Source organism: Paenibacillus sp. LT-B23, assembly GCF_059417685.1.
The window spans coordinates 1-18,680 of sequence record NZ_JBSQBM010000033.1 but is presented as its reverse complement, the minus strand read 5'-3'; the positions used below and the strand labels follow the sequence as shown (position 1 = coordinate 18,680).

The window sequence follows — 18,680 nt, the reverse complement described above, 5'->3', positions numbered from 1 at the left end:
TACGTTCCCATTCCCTTGCTTTTCCAGTCGAATAAAAGCGGAAAAGAATATGAAATCGTATAACAAGCTATTATTACCTGTATATAATATCGTTATTCGCCAAATCATCAGCAACGGCTCAGATACGGATTTAGTGGTTTGTAATAAAATCGGGTAGCGTCCAGTTGACCGCCAGCCGATTGGGCATACCCTGGAATCACGCCCGCTTCCACAAATCCGATAGATTCGTATAGCTTATTGGAAGGGTCGCCCACCCTCGTATCCAGTACCAGCAGCGTTCTGCCCTGACGCAGCGCCTCCTCTTCCGCAACCTGCATCAGTTGACGCGCAATCCCAAGCCTGCGCCCGGACGGATGCACCATGAGCTTCGCAATTTCCGCACGGTGAGTTGCGTTGGCCTTTGTAGCCAAATGGAGCTGCACAGTTCCAACAGGCACACCGTCCTTCTCCGCAATCCACAGGACTACACTATCCTGAAGAACACTCTTCCAATAAGCTGCTGCTTCCTGATAAGCCATTGGCGGTAAAAATCCAATAGAAGCACCGTCCGCCACCACGTCAATCAACAACCGGGTCAGTGTATCTGTCAATGCATCGTTCAGAGCTTGAATGGGATAGACTGCTATTCCATTAGACATAGTGATTCCTCCCCGGTGATATTTGATAACAATAAAGAAAGCAAACCATCCTTTTAGGATCGCTTACTTTCCATGGTGTTACTTTAGTTTCTATATATGCTTTATGTCCCCTTACTGCTCTGCCATATAAAAGAACTCCCACAAATGACCATCTATATCCTGAAAGCTCCATCCGTACATAAAGCCGTGATCCTGAGGTTCGTTCGAAGGCTTTCCACCGGCTTCCAGAGCCTTGTGGACAATTTCGTCCACCTTTTCTCGACTCTCCACCGATAAGGCTACAATTGCTTCTGTGCTTTTCGTAGCATCCGAAATTTCTTTTGTAGTAAATGCTTTAAAACGTTCTTCAACCAGCAACATAACAAATATTTGTTCACTGACAATCATACAGGTTGCATACTCATCGGTGAACTGCGCGTTAAATTCAAATCCGATTGTAGTGAAAAAATCAATGGACTGTTGCAGATTTTTTACTGGTAAATTCACAAAAATTTGTTTGGCTGTTACTGCCATGCCATTTCACCTCTTCATCAGTTATAAAATCAAATTTTTTATGCTGCTTCTCCGACAAAAGATAACTTAACTACCGCAGAAAGTCAATCAATCTGATATTTCAATCATTATACTACTGTTCCCAATTCAACTTATCCAGAGTTCGAGATAATACAGCCGCTGCTTCTGCCCTCGTCACCGATGCAGTTGGAGCAAAACGGCCTTTCCCGTCTCCCTTCATTATGCCCACGCTGGACAGAGTATTGACAGCCGGAGCTGCCCATGTAGAAATGGCTTGTGCATCTGATAATGACGCTGAGGCACTTCCTGCCGCTGTATCTTCCGTAGTTCCGGCGAAGCGCAAGACTCTCTCTACAATCACAGCCAGCTCCTCCCTCGATACCGGAGCATCAGGTCTGAAGTTGCCGTCTGCATAGCCATTGATCAGTCCAGCAGCGGCTGCGGTACGCACCGAATCCGCATACCACAATTCCGGCTGCACATCGTCAAAGCCCTTCACCCTGCGATCTGAATGCTCCAGTCCAAGCGTACGAACCAGCATCGCAGCCAGCTCCGAGCGTTGTACCTGACCATTCGGCTCAAAGCGTACGTTCGATAAACCCATCTCACCAGTCTCATTAGCCGTGGACGCTGACTGATTTGCCCCTGCCACAATCAGACGCGTAGCCAAGCGTGTAATGTCCTGCTGCGCCCAATGACCGGAAATATCGCTGAACGATCTGCTTACATTAGTTTCCCCGCCATCCAGCACGACATAGGTTCCACCCGAACGTCCATACACAGTCAGTTCCTCACCAGAAGCGGTAAACGGAACCGGATGATAGGACAACTGTCCGGCTTGGCTGGTAGATACCTTCACTACAGCAAGCTGGCTCGTATCTACCGTTGCGGGAACACGTAGAAGATAACGTTCATACCCTTTACCGATATTATCGCTACCTGCCAACGACTGCTTGCGTCCATCTTCGCTTCGTAACTCCGCCACAACATCAACAGCTCGCACCAGCTTGCGCCCTGCCGGAATATCTGTGCGTTTAGCCAATCCTTCGTTCGGCGTAACCGTAAAGCTCAAGGAAATCTGTTTTACAGGCACCTGCCAGGTGTTAGCCAGCTTTTGAACAGACAAACGACCTGTTGCTACTTCATAGCCTCCCTGTGGCGTTTCTACTCGCAGGGTGTGAATACGGTCATTCAAGACGGCCCCCAAAGCATCTCCGTTTAGATTCACTTCGAATAGCTTAGCATCCGCTTGCTCCCCTGCACGGACTACGAGCGTACCGTTCGCCCCGTTCCGAATCGCATTTAGTATATCAGCGGCTGGTACCTGTGCAACTGCTCTTTTCAGTCCGTTTTGCTCTGTCACTATGGACTTGGCTTGCACCACATTAACGCCTGACGAACCGTTACCGTTCTGCCCGCTATTCGCAGTCTCACCCTGTCCGTTATTCGTCGTTCCACTCGCGTTACCACTACTATGGTTCCCGGTGTTGTTGCTGCCATTGCTCTCCTGCTGATCATCGTCATCATCTTTATTCCGACCACTCTCGCCATCTGTTGGCGGTTCCTCTGTTTGGCGTGGCAAGCCAATTTGAGCAACCAATGGATCATGATCACTTACCCGCCCGTCCGCGGCGCTAAAATCTGCATTGATATGAACAATATCCAGCACGGATGATTCACTTATGGACGGACTGACCAGCAAATGATCCAGTGTTTGCGAATTCCCCTCATAAATATACGAATACCGCTCCTTCTCATCCAGCTTATCTACCAGATTCGTCAATTCCTGTCCCCGGACCAAAGCGAGCGTTTCGGAAAATTGAAAATCATTTAAATCTCCCAATATGACGATATTCGTCTGATGGTTTTGAGCCAGCACCGACTTCACAAAACCATTCACAATCGTTGCAATCTTCGCCCGCTGTATTCCACTGCTTCGTACGGGTGGCTGAATCCCTCCGAATGGCGCCAGATCGCCCCCTTTGGAATTAAAATGGTTCGCGATCACAATCACCTGCTGACCGTCAAACTCAAATTCAGCGGCCAACGGCTTGCGTGAGTATTCAAATGCCGCATTCAGCGGAGCAATACGACCGGGATTGAGAGAAAGCCCCTGCTCTCCATAGGTCACCGATGTAACCGAATCTCCCTTCGGTTTGTCCGTCAGCTTGACACGTTGCGGATTGTAGAGGAAGCCGACCCGAATATTGCCGCCGGGAGCGCCGCCATCCTTGTTATTTTCAGGTGCTATATCTGTAAAAGCATATTCCGACCCTCCATGAGCACGAATCGCCTTAATCAGCACCCGAAAGCTTTCCGAAGCATCTGTGGTGCCGTCATCCTTCTCACCATTATTATCCTGAACCTCCAACAGTCCTACGATATCCGGATGATTTAAATTCACAGCGATGGCCTGTCCGAGCTGTTCAATCCGTTTTCCGTCACCGGGATCGAAATTTTCCACGTTAAAGGAAGCGACCGTCAGCTTACGATCATCCTGTACCAGACGTGTGTTGGCTGGCTGGAGACCCCCTGACACAATATCTGGCAGACGCTCCGGCAACAGCTTGAAATTACTAAAGCTGTAGCTCACAATTCCCGTGATGGGACCCGCAAAACGATCTCCTGTTTTCAACGGAACCGGCGGCTTGGCGTCGATCAAAATCCGCTGCGGATTCAAACTTGCTTCAGTCAGCATCAATCCGCCTGCTTCGGTCAATACCTCGCCTGTGTTCGTCCCGTTATCAATCCTGACCGGAATTTCATAACCATAAGGGCCGATGACTCGTGCATCCTTCAACTCTACACGCATGGCCTCCAGACTTTCAAAAAAATCCAAACCATCCTCCTTCGGATCGAACAACGTCATTCCGTCATTATCCACAACAGATGTTGGCATCACACGCCCCTCTGTTCCAAGCAAAATCGGAGACGGCAGTGGACGGTCCTTGGCGACCACCGAAACCGAAGAAGCTACAATTTCTGTGGTCGTCAGGTCGACTGGCTTGCTGGCGTAGGTTCTTTCCGTATATTCCTTCACCGAGCCGCTGACCTGTACCTCATCCCCAACCTGCACACCGCTGCCAGGCTTGTACACTAGAATGGCTTCGGATGTTCTTTCATCCTGATCCACCTTATCGTCCGCCTCCTGCATAAAGAAGCTGCTTCCCTTCACCATCGTCACAATTCCTTCGACATTCGTTACCTTTTTCCCCTCATAAGGTGAACGATGGGCTGCTCCCTGTATATCATGGATACGGAGCTTATCCGGCACATAGACATCTGCGTATACACTGGCCCCCACAGTCGTGGGTGATGATTGTACCCCCGTTTCTACTAAAGATGCAGGCTCTGCTGAAGCTTTTCCATCGGACAGTAACCCCGGCCCTCCACCCGACAGCACCAGTGCCACACTGAGCCATGCAACCCCAAACCTTCTTAATTTCCTGGGTAACGTTACTGCTATGTATTCTTGTTTCATCAAAAGACGCACTCCTCCCAATTTTAGCTATGATCACGCTTACAATATATATTCCATGTTTAAACATACCATAAAATAGTCAAACCAGTACCTGAATTATGTAAAATGAATGGCTCCTGCCGTAGCATAATCTGATCAAATTATTGTAAACTTGTTCTAATACAGAAAAAGGTGGCACATACGCTATGGAGCACTTGCTTAACGATCAGGTTAAAAACATTCAAATCAGCGGCATCCGCAAAATTGCCAATAAAGTGGCCGCATTGCCCGGAACCCTGTCTTTAACGATTGGACAGCCAGATTTCCCTACCCCTTCGCATATTATGGAGGCCGCCCACCGGGCGATTAACGAAGGACGCACATCCTATACGCCAAACCCGGGACTGCCCGAGCTACGGGAAGCGGCCGCGGCGTTTGTAGCCCATAAATACGGACTGAATTACCGTGGACAGGATGAGGTTATCGTAACGAACGGAGCCAGCGAAGCGCTGGACATTGCCCTGCGTACGATTTTGTCACCTGGTGACGAAGTCATTTTGCCTGTGCCCATCTATCCAGGATACGAGCCTTTGATTCGCTTGTCAGGCGGGGTGCCCGTGCTGGCTGATACCCGCAAAAGCGGCTTTAAGCTGACTGCTGAGGTACTGGAGCCTTATTTGACCGAACGGACGAAAGCCGTCATCCTCGGATATCCTTCGAACCCAACCGGACGAGTGATGAGCCGCGAAGAGCTGGAAGCCGTCGCGGATTTGCTGAGAGACCGTGATCTGTTTATCATTTCAGATGAGATATACAGCGAACTAATTTACGATGCGTCACACGTGTCTATTGCTGCCCTTCCAGGCATGCGGGAACGCACCATCGTCATCAACGGCCTATCCAAATCGCACTCCATGACGGGCTGGCGGATTGGTTTTACGCTTGCACCTGCTGCAATTACACAGCACATGGTCAAGGTTCATCAGTACAATGTGACCTGTGCCAGCTCAATCAGCCAATATGCTGCGCTGGAAGCCTTAACCGTCGGTGTCGACGATGCACTTCCGATGCGCGAGGAATACCGCAAGCGCCGTGATTATGTGCACGGAAGGCTAACGGACATGGGCATTCCGCTTGAAAAGCCCGAGGGAGCCTTTTATCTATTCCCTTCCATCGCCCATTTTGGCTTAAGCTCGATGGATTTCACCCTGAAGCTACTGGAAGAACATGGGGTGGCTGTCGTGCCCGGAGATGCCTTTTCCTCCTATGGCGAAGGATACATTCGGTTGTCCTATGCTTACGGACAAGATGTGCTGGAACAGGGATTGGATAAAATAGAAAGGTTTGTTAAAGGGATTGTGAGGAGTTAAGGTGGGGGAGGCGCTTCGCGGTCCATTTGATCTTCCGATCGCTGTTGCTGAGGGATTCTTTGGATTGTATAAAACATTTATAGGTAAGAATCCCACAGCAAAGGCGAACGCTGCCGCTTCTCCAGATTCAAATGGCCCGCTTCGCTACTACCCCCTTAAAGTCCCACAAGTCTCTAACGTGTGTGGAGCAGCAGGGTTAAAAACAATACTCACCGCTTTTGCACGGTGAGTAAACAAAATAGGCCCTTGAACCACCCGCACAGGTGGTACAAGGGCCTATTCGCTCTTCCACTACTCCCTCACCATCGGCGTAGGGATTCATGGGTGCAAGCTTTAAGCACAGCGCAGCGGAGGGGGCGGAATGGTGCTGGACAAGCGTAAGCGTTCGCCTTTAAATTCCGATTTTCACCTTTATACTTCAAATCAAAAAAATCGGAATTTAACAGCGATGGGAAGCACCATCCGCCCCCGCAGCGGCCTCTAAAGCTCAAACCTGAATCCACGCGCCCCGCCTCTCTCCTACTTTAAATGCATTTTGAATTGCAGGAACAATTCATTGTAATGAGCCAGCATCCGCTTGCCGAGGTTATCGTAGACCTCCAGCTTATCTGTAATCTCAGATGGAGGATAGAAGCGCTCGTCACCGGATATATCCTCTGGCAACAGCTTCTTTCCATCCGCGTTAGGTGTGGAGTAGCCTACAAACTCGGCATTTTGAGCGGCTACATCAGGCTGCATCATGAAATTGATGAACTTATGGGCCGCGTCCACATGGGTGGCGGTTTTCGGAATAACCATGTTATCAAACCACAGGTTCGAGCCTTCATCCGGCACGATGTAATCCAGCTTGTCGTTCTCGTCCATGATTTCGGACGCATCACCGGACCATACAACCCCGGCAGCAGCTTCCTCGTTTGCCAGCAGCATTTTAATCTCGTCACCGACAACGGCCTTGACATTGGGCGCTAATTTCTCCAGCTTCGCTAAAGCTTGCTGCAAATGCGCCTCATTCGTATCGTTCAAGGAATAGTGAAGGCTGTTCAGCGACATACCCACGACTTCCCTCGCACCATCGACCAGCAGGAGGTTGTTACGCAGCTTCGGATTCCACAGACCATCCCAGCTATGAAAATCAATTCCCTTCGTTAGCTCCGGGTTGAACACAATCCCAACCGTACCCCAAAAATACGGCACAGAGTATTGGTTTTTCGGGTCAAACGAAAGGTTCAGAAAATGAGCATCTACATGCTTCAAATTCGGCAGCTTGCTGTGATCCAGCGGGAGCAACAGGTGCTCCTGCTTCATTTTAGCCAGAGCATACTCCGAAGGAACCGCTACATCAAACGATGTTCCTCCCTGCTCAATTTTCGTCAGCATCGCCTCATTGGAGTCAAACGTCTGATAAATGACGGTAATCCCCGTCTCCTTCTGGAACCTTGCCAGCAGCTCAGGGTCGATATAGTCTCCCCAGTTGTATACCGTCAGCGTATTGCCACCGGAATAGCCTTGACTGGAATTGAGCCATGCCGCCACCCCCATCAGACCGAACGAAATGATAAAAATCGACAGAAACACGCGCACAAGCGACTTCATTTAGGTACCCCCATTTCCGCCGCAGGCTCCTTTTTCCCATTCCGATTCGCCTTGCGCATAATAAAGTAGTACCCCACCACCAACAGCACGGTAAACAGGAAAATAAGCGTGGACAGCGCATTGATAGACAGGGAAACCCCCTGGCGGGCACGCGAGTAAATTTCCACTGATAAGGTAGAATAGCCGCTGCCTGTCACAAAAAAGGTCACCGCAAAATCGTCCAGTGAGTAGGTTAGCGCCATAAAGAAGCCCGCGTAAATCCCCGGCTTGATAAAAGGTAAAATGACCTTGGTTAGCACATCCATCCGGCTGGCACCCAAATCCCGGGCCGCATCCACCAGCGATGGACTCATTTCCTGAAGCCGCGGCAAAATCATAATGACCGCAATCGGCACACTAAATGCAATATGGGACAGCAACACCGAGTAAAAACCCAGCTTGATCCCCACCATCGTGAATAAAATGAGGAAGGATGCGCCAATAATGACGTCCGGGTTCACGATCAGCACATTGTTGAGCGACAGCAGCGTATTTTTGACCCGACGGTTCTGCATCTGGTGAATAGCCAGCGCTCCCATGATGCCAATAATCGTAGCCAGCGCAGACGATAGCAACGCAATGACCAAGGTGTTAATGACAATGATGATCAAACGGGTGTCTGCAAACACCTCTTTGTAGTATTGGAGCGTAAAGCCTTCAAATTCGTGCATCGTCCCGCCACTATTGAACGAATAATACATCAAGTACAAAATAGGTGCATACAGCACAAGAAAAACGAGCACCAAATAAATATTCCCGAACCGGTTCTTATTTGCCATGCCGCACCCTCCGTTTCGTTCCTGAGGTAATCAGCATAATGATTGCCATCGCCAAAATCAGGAACACCGCAACCGTAGAGCCCATACCCCAATCCTGTGTGACCAGAAAATGCTGTTCAATCGCCGTTCCCAATGTAATGACACGGTTGCCCGCAATCAGACGGGTAATCATAAACAGCGACAGCGCCGGGATGAATACCGCCATACACCCGGATCGCACACCAGATAGCGTTAATGGGAAAATAACCCGGCGAAACGCCGTCCACTTGGAAGCGCCCAAATCACGCGCGGCGTCCAGCAGTGAAGGATTCAACCCTTCCAGCGCATTATAGATGGGCAAAATCATAAACGGCACAAAAATATAAACCGATACAAACACAAAGCTGGAGCTGGTAAACAATAATTGCTGACCACCCAATCCGACCAAGCCCAACACAGCATTCACCGGACCATAAGTACCAAAAATCCCGATAAAAGCATATGTTTTAAGCAATAGGTTAATCCACGTCGGCAAAATAATGAGCAACAGCCACAGTTGCTTATGCTTGGTTCGGGTCAGCAAATACGCTGCCGGATAAGCCACTAACAGCGAGAATACCGTAATCAGCAGCGCATACCAAAACGAGCTCAGTGTCATGCTCAAATAGACAGGGGTCAGAAATTGGGCATAGTTGCTGAACGTGAAATGGCCGTCCACATCAAATAACGAATAGTAAAACACAAGCACAACCGGGGCTGCGACGAACAGCACAATCCATAAATAGTAAGGCAGCAGATACGCTGCTCTCGTATTACCGGACATGCTGCTCCACCTCTTCATAGGCCTCCAGACGTCGATCAAATTCTTCCTCTGTTTCCCCGAACCGCATCACGTGGATCGCTTCCGGGTCAAAATGGAGGCCGATTTCACTGCCCAGCTCCGCCTTTTTGGTAGAATGCACCAGCCACTCCTGACCGGAATCATCATAGCAGCTAATTTCATAGTGAACACCACGGAACAACTGGGTATCCACCTTTACTCGCAGTTTGCCCTCTGTAACGGTTGTAATCTCCAAATCCTCTGGTCGAATCACAATTTCAATCGGTTCATTCGGGCGTAATCCTCCATCGACACATTCAAACTGCCGACCATTAAACTCCACCTGATAATCCGCAATCATGCGTCCTGGCACAATATTGGATTCCCCGATAAAATCAGCAACAAACCGATTGATCGGCTCATCATAAATATCATTCGGTGTACCGCTCTGCTCGATCTTTCCTTTATTCATAACAAAAATTTCGTCCGACATGGCCAGCGCTTCTTCCTGATCATGCGTTACGAAAATAAAGGTGATTCCAAGTCGCTGCTGCATTTCACGCAAAATATACTGCATTTCTGTCCGCAGCTTCAAATCCAGTGCAGACAGCGGCTCATCCAGCAACAGAACGTCCGGCTCATTGACGATGGCTCGTGCAATGGCGACACGCTGGCGTTGCCCTCCGGACATTTCAGAAATTTCCCGTTCGTCGTAGCCCTCCAGATTGACAAAGGACAGTGCCTGTGCAACCTTCTCCTGAATGGTCTTTTTGTTCATCTTTTTGATCCGCAGACCGAAAGCCACATTTTCAAACACATTCAGATGTGGAAATAATGCATAGTCCTGAAAAACCGTATTGACCTGCCGTTCATTGGCTGGAACACGATTAATCAGCTTGTCATTCAAATAAATCGAGCCTTCCGTCGGCTCTGCAAAACCCGCAATCATACGCAAAATCGTTGTTTTGCCACAGCCGGAGGGCCCCAGCAGCGTATAGAATTTGCCACGTTCAATCTCAAAGCTGACATCAGCCAGCACCGGTGGATCGTTGTCATATTGCTTGGTCACCCGTTCGAATCGGATGATGGTTTGCTCCCCCATAACACCCTCCCTCAACATTCGACTTCATTCCATTTCATTCACTTCATAAAACCTATTTATTCAGAGCCTATCATTGAACCTTGAGATTTCCATGTAAAATAGTCTGTCAATACACGAATCGCCACCCCAATGGCTTCCTCTGCAGGCTCCAGCTTGGCATGATGCAGACCATAAGGCGTATCAACGCCAAGCCAGAACATCAGACCCGGAATCCGCTCCAGAAAATATCCAAAATCCTCTCCGGTCATCGCTTCCGCGCATTCAATGAGCTGTACATCCTGCCGTTCACGGACCCAGTTCATAAATTCCTCTGTCACCTTGGCTTCATTGAACACTTGCAAGTAATTTGAGCCATAATGAATTTCTGCATGGCATTCAAACCCAGCTTCAACACCGCGCACCAGCGCTTCAATCCGTGATTTAACCAGTGTCATCGTATCGGCTGACAACGTTCGGATCGTACCCTCCAGACGGGCTGTTTCCGCAATAATGTTCTGCTTCGTACCGCCGCTGACCTTGCCAATCGTAATGACTGCTGAATCCAGCGGGTTCACATTACGTGCTACAACTGTTTGCAATTGTCCAACCAACTGACAGGCCGCCACCACCATATCATTAGCCTTGTGCGGATATGCCGCATGTCCGCCCGTACCCTTCAAGTCGATGAAAAGCTCCGACGTATTGGCAAATAGGATGCCCGGGCGAGTCGCAATCGTGCCAACAGGATATTCGGGTGCAACATGCAGCGCGACAATTTCATCTGGTAGCCAGTCTGCCAATTCTGCGCTGTCGCGCATCGGCAACGCTCCGCCCGGTCCTTCCTCGGCAGGCTGAAACAATACAACCAGGTCATCCTTGATCGGGTGGTTTGCAAAGTGAGAAACAATACCCAATCCAATCGTCATATGTAAATCATGACCGCAAGCATGCATGTAGCCGGGATGGGTCGAACGGAAATCATAGCCCGTCTCTTCCACAATTGGCAAACCATCCATATCGCAGCGATATCCATATTGACGTGCAGGAGCCGTTCCATGAATCAACACCAGTACGCCAGTACGCCATGTACGAATGTCCAAATGCTCCTGAGGGAGCGTTGCCAAATAATTCAGCAGATACTGCTGCGTTTTAAATTCCTCAAAGCCAGGCTCGGGGATTTGATGCAAATCCCTCCGTATTTGAACAAAAGAACGATAATCGACCGTGCTCATTCCGCTAATCCGCCTCCTTTACCTAACTTATCAGGTTTATCAGACAAAAGAACAAAAGGACAAAAGCCCGGCGCAGCCGCCGAGCCTTGTCCGTTGTGCTTCGTCCCTAAATTGTGCTGTCAGTGTATCATGCTTCTGACAAGGAATCGTTCACCTTTAGTACATTTAAAACTCTTTTTCAGTCTTACAGAACGCGCAGGTCTTTCAAGATTTCAGTTTTTGATTTGGTTTTATCGTCGACCTGTTTGATCACGCGTGCAGGTGTACCGGCAACTACGGAGTATTCAGGTACATCTTCGGTTACGACAGCTCCGGCTGCAACGACTGCACCTTTACCGATTCGCACGCCTTCCAATACGACTGCATTCGCACCGATCAATACATCGTCTTCTACCACAACAGGCTGTGCAGATGGAGGTTCAATAACACCCGCTAGGACCACGCCTGCACCGATGTGACACATGTTACCTACTATAACACGGCCGCCCAGTACAGCATTCATATCAATCATTGTGCCTTCACCAATGGTGACACCGATGTTAATGACTGCACCCATCATAATGACTGCGTTATTACCGATACCAACCATATCGCGAATATACGCGCCTGGCTCGATGCGGGCATTGATGCCTTTCAGATCGAGCATAGGCACTGCGGAATTGCGGCGGTCGTTTTCCACCACATAGTCTTCTTCATTAGCATTAACACTGTCCAGAACAGGCTTGATGTCGGCCCAATCGCCAAATACAACGCCGCTGTCTCCGGAAATAAAAGCTTGAACATTCTCGCCGAATGATGCGGAAGCCAAAGCCCCTTTTACATATACTTTAACAGGTGTTTTTTTCTTGCTGTTTTTAATCACATTGATGACTTCTTGTGTGTTCATTTCGATGGACATAGTAAATCGAACAACTCCTTCATCGCTTCATACGACTTCGCAAGCCGGAATGATCTTATTCTCTCATCCTTTATAGCACAAAAGTGCAGGTCTCGCAATTACAGATTAGACCCTTATAGCTCTAACCTAGCACCAAAAATAACAATTTCCAGCAGCATGACTGCCTTAAATTCATGATTCATTCCGACATCTAAGTAGGGTTATTTATTAGCTTGTAGGCTCTCCAACGATGTATAAATGAAGGATTCGAAGCCTTCGGCAGGCTCGCCCTGAGGAATGTTTACCTTCACGATGAAGCCGCCTGTTTTATTTTCTACAACAATATATTGGCGTGTGACCTTCGAACCGTTCGCTTGCAGGAACAGACGGCTGCTGGTCAGCGTTTGAGGAACTTTGGCTTTATCTATTTTCACCGCTTTACCAACGGAAGCCAGATCCTTTTCGCCTTCCTTTTGAAGCTCGTCCAGATTAAAATCGGAAGGCAGCTTCGTAATTTCAGCGTAATAGTTATCATCTACAGCCAAGGCTACGCGGTTTTGATCAGGAAACAGGGACATGGGGTCAAACACATACAGTGAATATCCCTCTCCTTCAGCCAATGTAGCTGTCTGCTTTTCCTTTTTCCCTTCAAGGCCAAGCTCAAAAGCTTGCGTTTTCGGGCGTTCACCCCCTACTGCTTGACCGGAGCTACCGTTTTGCGTGCTGCCTGTTGAAGTTTCTGTTTTTTCAATTTTCGTCAAAATCAGTTGCTTGGCAACCGCGTCGCCTTCCACTGCTTTTTCGTTGTATTCAAATGCGACTGAATCGCCTTCCTCAAGTCCGGCTACCACCGTGTCCAGTCCGTCACCCAACTGGAAAGATTGGGCTTCGCCATTGGTTTCAATTTCAACCGTGTGCGGGTCAGCGGCTCCGTTGTATACGCCTGTCCCCTTTTTGGCCTCCGGCTCGGCGATCGGCTCCGGTTTCACTTGTGGCTGTTGCGTTTGCGGTTGGTCTGCCCCTTGAGGTGCGGTATTATTGGTTTGCGGTTTCGTTCCACAGGCTGACAGAGCCAGCACTGCCACTACAGTTAACAGTATGATTGAAAATGTGTTGCGTTTTTTCATAAAATCCACCTCCACTATGATAGACGAGTTTGTGCGGCAAAAGTTCTACGCAGCTCCATACTTAAAATCCTTCTTCCTGCATCGCTTTTTATATTCCACGCGGATGTCAGGTACGGTATAATGGGCTGTATTAACCTAATTTTAGAGATACCGATGGAAGGAATCGTACACGTATTATTCCTCCTCCGTACTGGATGGAGCTGTCACATGAATCAAGCGCACAAACCGTCATTTTCCTTTGAATTACTGTACATCGTAGGTATTATCGCTATTTCGTTCTCCTCGATCTTCGTAAGATGGTCTGAAGCCGAGGTGTCCGTCATCGCTATGTACCGCTTGTACCTGACCAATCTCGTCATGCTGCCTCTAGTCTGGAAATACCGTACTGAGCTATTCAGCCTGAGCCGCAAGCAATGGATGCTGATCCTCTGGTCCGGTATTGCACTAGGGCTGCACTTCTTGCTCTGGATGGGCTCGCTGCGACTGACCACAGTTGCAAGCTCTACCGTTATTATGACACTGGAGCCGATCCTTGTCATGCTCGGTTCTTTTTTGTTTTTCCGTACAGGCACAAACCGCGCTATGCTCATCGGAATGGGCATGGCCTTTGTCGGCTCACTGGCAATCGGAGCCGGAGATTTTCATGCCTCGGGACAAGCCCTGCTCGGAGATGCACTGTCCTTCTTGGGTATGGTAGCCGTCTCTATCCATATGCTGATGGGCAAGCATTTGCGCGAGCATTTGAGCGCCTTTGTGTATAACTTTTGGGTATTCGCCATCGCGGCCACATCGCTTGCGCTGTATAATATGGTCAACGCCATTCCTTTTACCGGATATGCACCACGGGAATGGGGATTGTTCCTGTTGCTCGCCATAGTGCCCACACTGTTCGGCCATTACCTGTTTAACTGGCTGCTTAAATACATTAACGCCACCGCGGTGTCGATGGCAGTACTCGGCGAACCCGTTATTTCTTCCTTGCTAGCCTGGGTGTTGCTGGGAGAAAAACTTTCTGCCTTACAATTTGGCGCAGGCTTCTTCATCCTGTTCGGGGTATGGATTTTTATCCGATACGGAACAGATTTCAAGAAGCAAGTCGTCCACCAAAGTGAATTGCCTGACAGCGAGCTTCCCCTTAAGACAGGTTCTTAACTTATTTACCCCATTTTCATGCACGGTACTCAATTGAATGATCTTAATGATAAAAAGGAAAGGCGGAATCCCTTATGAAATCCATCGTATCCAAACGCTGGCTGTTAGCTAGACTATATGAGCCAGATATCATCATCGCAGACTGCCGTTCCCTGCTCGGACAGGCTGGAGCGGGACGAACTCAATTTAATGAAGATCATATTCCAGGGGCTATCCACTTCGATCTGGAGGAAGACCTCACGGCTCCTCTGGGTGAGCATGGTGGACGTCATCCTTTGCCGGATGCTGACACACTTGCCGCCCGCCTGAGTCGCGCCGGAATCAACGCAGATTCACGCATCATTGCCTACGACGATCAAGGCGGCATGATGGCCTCCCGCTTCTGGTGGCTACTGCGCTATCTCGGTCACGAGCAGGTATATGTGCTGGATGAAAGCTACAGTGCTTGGAAGGAAGCGAAGTTCCCGGTCACGGCAGACCAGCCGATTCGCATTCCCTCGACCTTTGTAGCAAATGTACAGCCGCAAATGCTCGCAACCATGCAAGAGGTACAACGTGTGTCCGCAGGCTCGGTTACTGTCGGCTCCTATACATTGATCGACTCTAGAGAGCGGCCGCGCTACCTGGGACTGGAAGAGCCCATAGATCAAGCAGCGGGGCATATCCCCGGTGCGGTGAATTTCTTCTGGAAAGAGGTCTTGGACGAAAAGGGTACTTTTAAGAATGCGGAACAACTAGAAAAGCACTTTGCCAGCCTTGACCGGAATGCAGAAATTATCGTGTATTGCGGTTCCGGCGTATCCGCCTGCCCGAATGTGCTTGCCTTGGGCGAGGCAGGATTTAGTAAGGTGAGACTGTATCCGGGGAGCTGGAGTGATTGGATTTCTTATGAGGAGAATCCGGTGGCGACTGGGGAAGAGTAGAAGGCTTAAGCAGATATACAGTATGTAATTTGGAGTACATCGCTCATGTAACGATGTACTCTTTTGCGTTTTCGAGTGGTCCTAAAATCGGGAGAGTCGACAAGGGTCTAATTCACTTCTTGATTCCCGATCGATTATTTCACTTGCAGCCAGATGCGCAATCAGCGGCGCCAGCGTAATCGCAGAATGCATCACCGCCAGATAAAGTCCCTTTATGTGATCTTGGAAGCCCACGATCGGATAGCCGTCTTCAGGCATTGGTCTCATCCCGACCTTTATGCTTTCCAGTTCCAGTTGATTCCCGTCCTTCAGACTGCGACGCAACGTGTCGAACGCTCGCTTACCGACTGCCTCTGGTCCGTTTTCCTCCGACTCGTCGATATAATCTTCTGCAGCCAGCAGCGTATAATCCGTCAGTTGACGCGCTTCAAATTGCGCATTTGAGATTAATGTGCGTATCAGTTTATTCGCAGTTTTCATCCGAATCAGAATGGAAGGCGACGATGTTACCGGCACGGGACAACCTAACGGGTTGCAAAGTTCGGGTATGCCTGTACCTGCGGCCAATACCACGATATCCGACTCCAGAAAGCCCTTGGACGTATGGACGCCGACTAGGCGGGAATCTTCTTGCTGCAGTTGTGTAACGTTGGTACCGAACTGAACCTTTGCTCCTTTCTCCCGCGCTTTGCTCAACAACAGCTCCGTTAACCCTATGGGGTCTACAGCACCTTCTTCGCTGGCATACATCGCTTCATCCGGATATTCCTTCAGATTCGGCTCCAATGCCTCAAGCTGCTCCCGGTTTAATTTTTGAAGGTGAAGTTGCTCCCTTAGGGACGGAGTGCCCCAAGTCAGCGCTCCATGCCAATGAATTTTCAGTTCGGGTAACTCTTGCTGAAGCGCATGATATGCTTCCAAAGCTGCATCGTACAAATGCCAGTATTCGGGAGCCACCCTATGAGTCGTATGTATCCAGGCAAAAGATTTTTCCGTGACTTCACGCGCCGCGGCGGGGTGTCGTTCAATAACGGTTACATCTTGATTTCGTTTGGCCAGATGATAGGCCATGGACGCCCCGACAATCCCTGCGCCAATAATCACGATTTTTTGTTTATTCAATAATGACTCCTCCTTTTTCATCCTATTGTAACATAGGCGATATGATACTCAGACGTTATAACATATACATATGAGTGCAGCTGGAGCGACTGGGTCCAACGGACTTAGCCTCGCAGGATTGTCCACTGATTCAGCTTCTTCGCTTACAGCTTCTGATGAACCAAGGGCAAAGCCCACAGCGTAGATACATTGTTAACTGGAGTTCCTGTCTTCTTCGAAATACTTCCATAACTTTCTTATTTCATAGTCCATTGTTTCATCCGATCTCTCATAGTGCCAGCAATCTCTTTGTCTCTCTTGTTAATCCATTTATATAATGGGCCCTCAATAAATCCCTGTATTTCTTTTCGTGTTTTATCTAGACTGTCTATTAGTTCTTTATATGAATATTGTATAGGGAAACAAACATTACTATCGAGTGTTTCTTGATTATCTGGCCAAACATATGCTTGATCACCGATATATGTAATACCTGGGGTAGGATCATGTCCCATCCATGGACTTTGTTTATTTGAAATAGAATAAATAACATTAGAAAAATCTTCTAACCCACAGCAACAGCTTGGTAATATATATTTACTCTCGTCTTCAAAGAAAGCGATCCCTCCTGAAATAGCAACTTCTTCTTGCTGCAGTAATTCATTGAAAGACAAACAAAATGATTGTTCTATATTGATATGATTGTAACCAAATAGAAGAATCAAAAATAATTCAACATCTTGCTCACTTGATTGAGGAGAAAGGGAGATAATTTCTTCTCGAGTAACTTCGTTCGTAATCCATTCAGGTTTATCATAATATGGATCAATTATTACTGGTCTAGTGTAAGGCACTGTTGATTCCCCTTACTTTTATTTATCTTGCAGGAATTTCAGTTAACGTTTCTGTATTCATGAACCCCTAAGGGGTTATCTGCTTGTAATCCCTCTTCGAGATCCATCTCGCTCCGAAGGAGACGTAGCTTGAATATTATATTAAATGAAGTTCTATTCTTCCCTGATTAACCTTCTAAACATCTGCCAGCTTCTTTAATGTAGGAGCTCAAAGTTCTCTAGATCAACATTAAATTTGCCCTTTATTAATATATCTAACCCTAGTAATCCGTTAATGTTATGATATCTAAATGAAGTAAAGTCTACTGGGGTATCCCTTAAGATATATTCTCCTACCTATATCCCCTCTATCGTTTTGGTAAATGCATGTTCTTTACCTCCGATTCCATAACTGGTTATAATGTCATCTTCTAAGCCGACTCGAATTCCAATATCATCCACTTCATCCTGAGAAATCAATGTATGACTTGCTCCTGTATCAATAACTACATTATTTATTACTTTCTTCTGTCCATTATAATGAATCGTTATTTCCGTAAATAATAATCCATCTTTATACTCAATTTTCATTTATAGATATCTCCTTAGACCAACATTCTTCCGAACTTTCACTATAACCCGATCCTTAGAAGTATGATAAATCAAGGTCTTCTCTTTGCTATTCAATAATTCTTTAGTTGCTTCTTCATCACTCACAGGGCCAATTACAGCAACATCATCTATGAATTCTTGACTATCTTTCTCTTCAGAATGAATAATTTCGAACTTCACAAATTGATTCGGAAAGATTTGTTGTACTTCCTGCCACTTCACGATTAATCCCTCCAAACGTTTTTAATTGTATTATATCATTTATTTGGCTAGTGGCTTTCAATAGAATTTCACTTAACGTTTCTGTATTCACGACGTCCCACCGACTTAAGGCAGCGAAGCTGCCGGGTGCGTGACAGCGCACTTAGTCGATGAGATGTGTCCGGCTGATTCCGCTTCCCCGGTATTCCTCTGTCGGACCGAGGGGGCTTGTCCCACAATGCGTGAACACGTTGTTATGCTTAGTTACTGTCTTCTTGAATTACTTATAAACTATTTTTTGAGCTCTGAATTTAGAGTACAAAAAGTTATTTTACAGATCGTTCTTGTTT

Annotated in this window: 17 protein-coding genes and 1 pseudogene; 4 read left to right on the top strand and 14 right to left on the bottom strand. The window is 47.9% G+C overall.

What is annotated here, in order from left to right:
• Nucleotides 1-107: 107 nt before the first annotated feature.
• The 3 genes from ACWXW9_RS27070 to ACWXW9_RS27060 form a co-directional block, all read right to left on the bottom strand.
• The gene (locus ACWXW9_RS27070) at nucleotides 108-638 is read right to left on the bottom strand and encodes a GNAT family N-acetyltransferase (protein ID WP_494931905.1); all 531 of its coding nucleotides are present in this window, start codon (nucleotides 636-638) and stop codon (nucleotides 108-110) included.
• Between the two features lie 111 nt (nucleotides 639-749).
• Complete coding sequence (locus ACWXW9_RS27065) at nucleotides 750-1,151, bottom strand: VOC family protein (RefSeq protein WP_494931904.1); 402 nt, start codon at nucleotides 1,149-1,151, stop codon at nucleotides 750-752.
• A gap of 112 nt (nucleotides 1,152-1,263) precedes the next feature.
• On the bottom strand, nucleotides 1,264-4,632 hold the full coding sequence (locus tag ACWXW9_RS27060) for an S-layer homology domain-containing protein (RefSeq protein WP_494931921.1): 3,369 nt from the start codon (nucleotides 4,630-4,632) through the stop codon (nucleotides 1,264-1,266).
• Between the two features lie 185 nt (nucleotides 4,633-4,817).
• Here ACWXW9_RS27060 and ACWXW9_RS27055 point away from each other — a divergent pair, with 185 nt between their 5' ends.
• Nucleotides 4,818-5,981, top strand: a complete 1,164-nt coding sequence (locus ACWXW9_RS27055; protein WP_494931903.1) for an aminotransferase A — start codon at nucleotides 4,818-4,820, stop codon at nucleotides 5,979-5,981.
• A 361-nt stretch (nucleotides 5,982-6,342) separates the two neighbouring features.
• Entirely contained in the window at nucleotides 6,343-6,465 is a 123-nt protein-coding gene (locus tag ACWXW9_RS27050) for a hypothetical protein (protein ID WP_494931902.1), read from the top strand.
• A gap of 35 nt (nucleotides 6,466-6,500) precedes the next feature.
• On the opposite strand, the gene ACWXW9_RS27045 is transcribed toward ACWXW9_RS27050, so the two are convergent.
• The 7 genes from ACWXW9_RS27045 to ACWXW9_RS27015 all read right to left on the bottom strand — a co-directional run bounded on the left by ACWXW9_RS27045 (nucleotide 6,501) and on the right by ACWXW9_RS27015 (nucleotide 13,508).
• Complete coding sequence (locus ACWXW9_RS27045; protein WP_494931901.1) at nucleotides 6,501-7,574, bottom strand: ABC transporter substrate-binding protein; 1,074 nt, start codon at nucleotides 7,572-7,574, stop codon at nucleotides 6,501-6,503.
• On the bottom strand, nucleotides 7,571-8,392 hold the full coding sequence (locus ACWXW9_RS27040; RefSeq protein ID WP_494931900.1) for an ABC transporter permease: 822 nt from the start codon (nucleotides 8,390-8,392) through the stop codon (nucleotides 7,571-7,573). Before ACWXW9_RS27040 ends, ACWXW9_RS27045 begins: the two co-directional genes overlap by 4 nt.
• The gene (locus ACWXW9_RS27035) at nucleotides 8,382-9,194 is read right to left on the bottom strand and encodes an ABC transporter permease (RefSeq protein WP_044647357.1); all 813 of its coding nucleotides are present in this window, start codon (nucleotides 9,192-9,194) and stop codon (nucleotides 8,382-8,384) included. Before ACWXW9_RS27035 ends, ACWXW9_RS27040 begins: the two co-directional genes overlap by 11 nt.
• The gene (locus ACWXW9_RS27030; protein ID WP_494931899.1) at nucleotides 9,184-10,293 is read right to left on the bottom strand and encodes an ABC transporter ATP-binding protein; all 1,110 of its coding nucleotides are present in this window, start codon (nucleotides 10,291-10,293) and stop codon (nucleotides 9,184-9,186) included. Before ACWXW9_RS27030 ends, ACWXW9_RS27035 begins: the two co-directional genes overlap by 11 nt.
• A 56-nt stretch (nucleotides 10,294-10,349) precedes the next feature.
• Nucleotides 10,350-11,504 carry an N-acetyldiaminopimelate deacetylase gene (locus tag ACWXW9_RS27025; RefSeq protein ID WP_494931898.1) on the bottom strand — a complete coding sequence of 385 codons (1,155 nt, stop codon included), beginning with the start codon at nucleotides 11,502-11,504 and terminating at the stop codon, nucleotides 10,350-10,352.
• Between the two features lie 184 nt (nucleotides 11,505-11,688).
• The gene (gene dapD / locus ACWXW9_RS27020) at nucleotides 11,689-12,402 is read right to left on the bottom strand and encodes a 2,3,4,5-tetrahydropyridine-2,6-dicarboxylate N-acetyltransferase (protein WP_494931897.1); all 714 of its coding nucleotides are present in this window, start codon (nucleotides 12,400-12,402) and stop codon (nucleotides 11,689-11,691) included.
• A gap of 200 nt (nucleotides 12,403-12,602) precedes the next feature.
• Nucleotides 12,603-13,508, bottom strand: a complete 906-nt coding sequence (locus ACWXW9_RS27015; RefSeq protein ID WP_494931896.1) for a DUF8580 domain-containing lipoprotein — start codon at nucleotides 13,506-13,508, stop codon at nucleotides 12,603-12,605.
• A gap of 207 nt (nucleotides 13,509-13,715) precedes the next feature.
• Here ACWXW9_RS27015 and ACWXW9_RS27010 point away from each other — a divergent pair, with 207 nt between their 5' ends.
• Together ACWXW9_RS27010 and ACWXW9_RS27005 are read left to right on the top strand one after the other, a co-directional pair.
• Entirely contained in the window at nucleotides 13,716-14,660 is a 945-nt protein-coding gene (locus tag ACWXW9_RS27010) for a DMT family transporter (protein WP_494931895.1), read from the top strand.
• Between the two features lie 74 nt (nucleotides 14,661-14,734).
• On the top strand, nucleotides 14,735-15,583 hold the full coding sequence (locus tag ACWXW9_RS27005) for a sulfurtransferase (protein ID WP_494931894.1): 849 nt from the start codon (nucleotides 14,735-14,737) through the stop codon (nucleotides 15,581-15,583).
• Between the two features lie 81 nt (nucleotides 15,584-15,664).
• Here the strand turns inward: ACWXW9_RS27005 and ACWXW9_RS27000 are convergent, their stop codons facing one another.
• The 4 genes and pseudogenes from ACWXW9_RS27000 to ACWXW9_RS26985 all read right to left on the bottom strand — a co-directional run bounded on the left by ACWXW9_RS27000 (nucleotide 15,665) and on the right by ACWXW9_RS26985 (nucleotide 18,351).
• Entirely contained in the window at nucleotides 15,665-16,705 is a 1,041-nt protein-coding gene (locus tag ACWXW9_RS27000) for an NAD(P)/FAD-dependent oxidoreductase (protein ID WP_494931893.1), read from the bottom strand.
• 236 nt (nucleotides 16,706-16,941) lie between these two features.
• Complete coding sequence (locus ACWXW9_RS26995) at nucleotides 16,942-17,538, bottom strand: hypothetical protein (protein ID WP_494931892.1); 597 nt, start codon at nucleotides 17,536-17,538, stop codon at nucleotides 16,942-16,944.
• A 195-nt stretch (nucleotides 17,539-17,733) separates the two neighbouring features.
• A pseudogene (locus tag ACWXW9_RS26990) lies at nucleotides 17,734-18,108 on the bottom strand (retropepsin-like aspartic protease).
• Nucleotides 18,109-18,351 (bottom strand): hypothetical protein, encoded by a 243-nt coding sequence (locus tag ACWXW9_RS26985; RefSeq protein ID WP_044647366.1) that lies wholly within the window; start codon nucleotides 18,349-18,351, stop codon nucleotides 18,109-18,111. It abuts the pseudogene before it with no gap.
• Nucleotides 18,352-18,680: the final 329 nt, after the last annotated feature.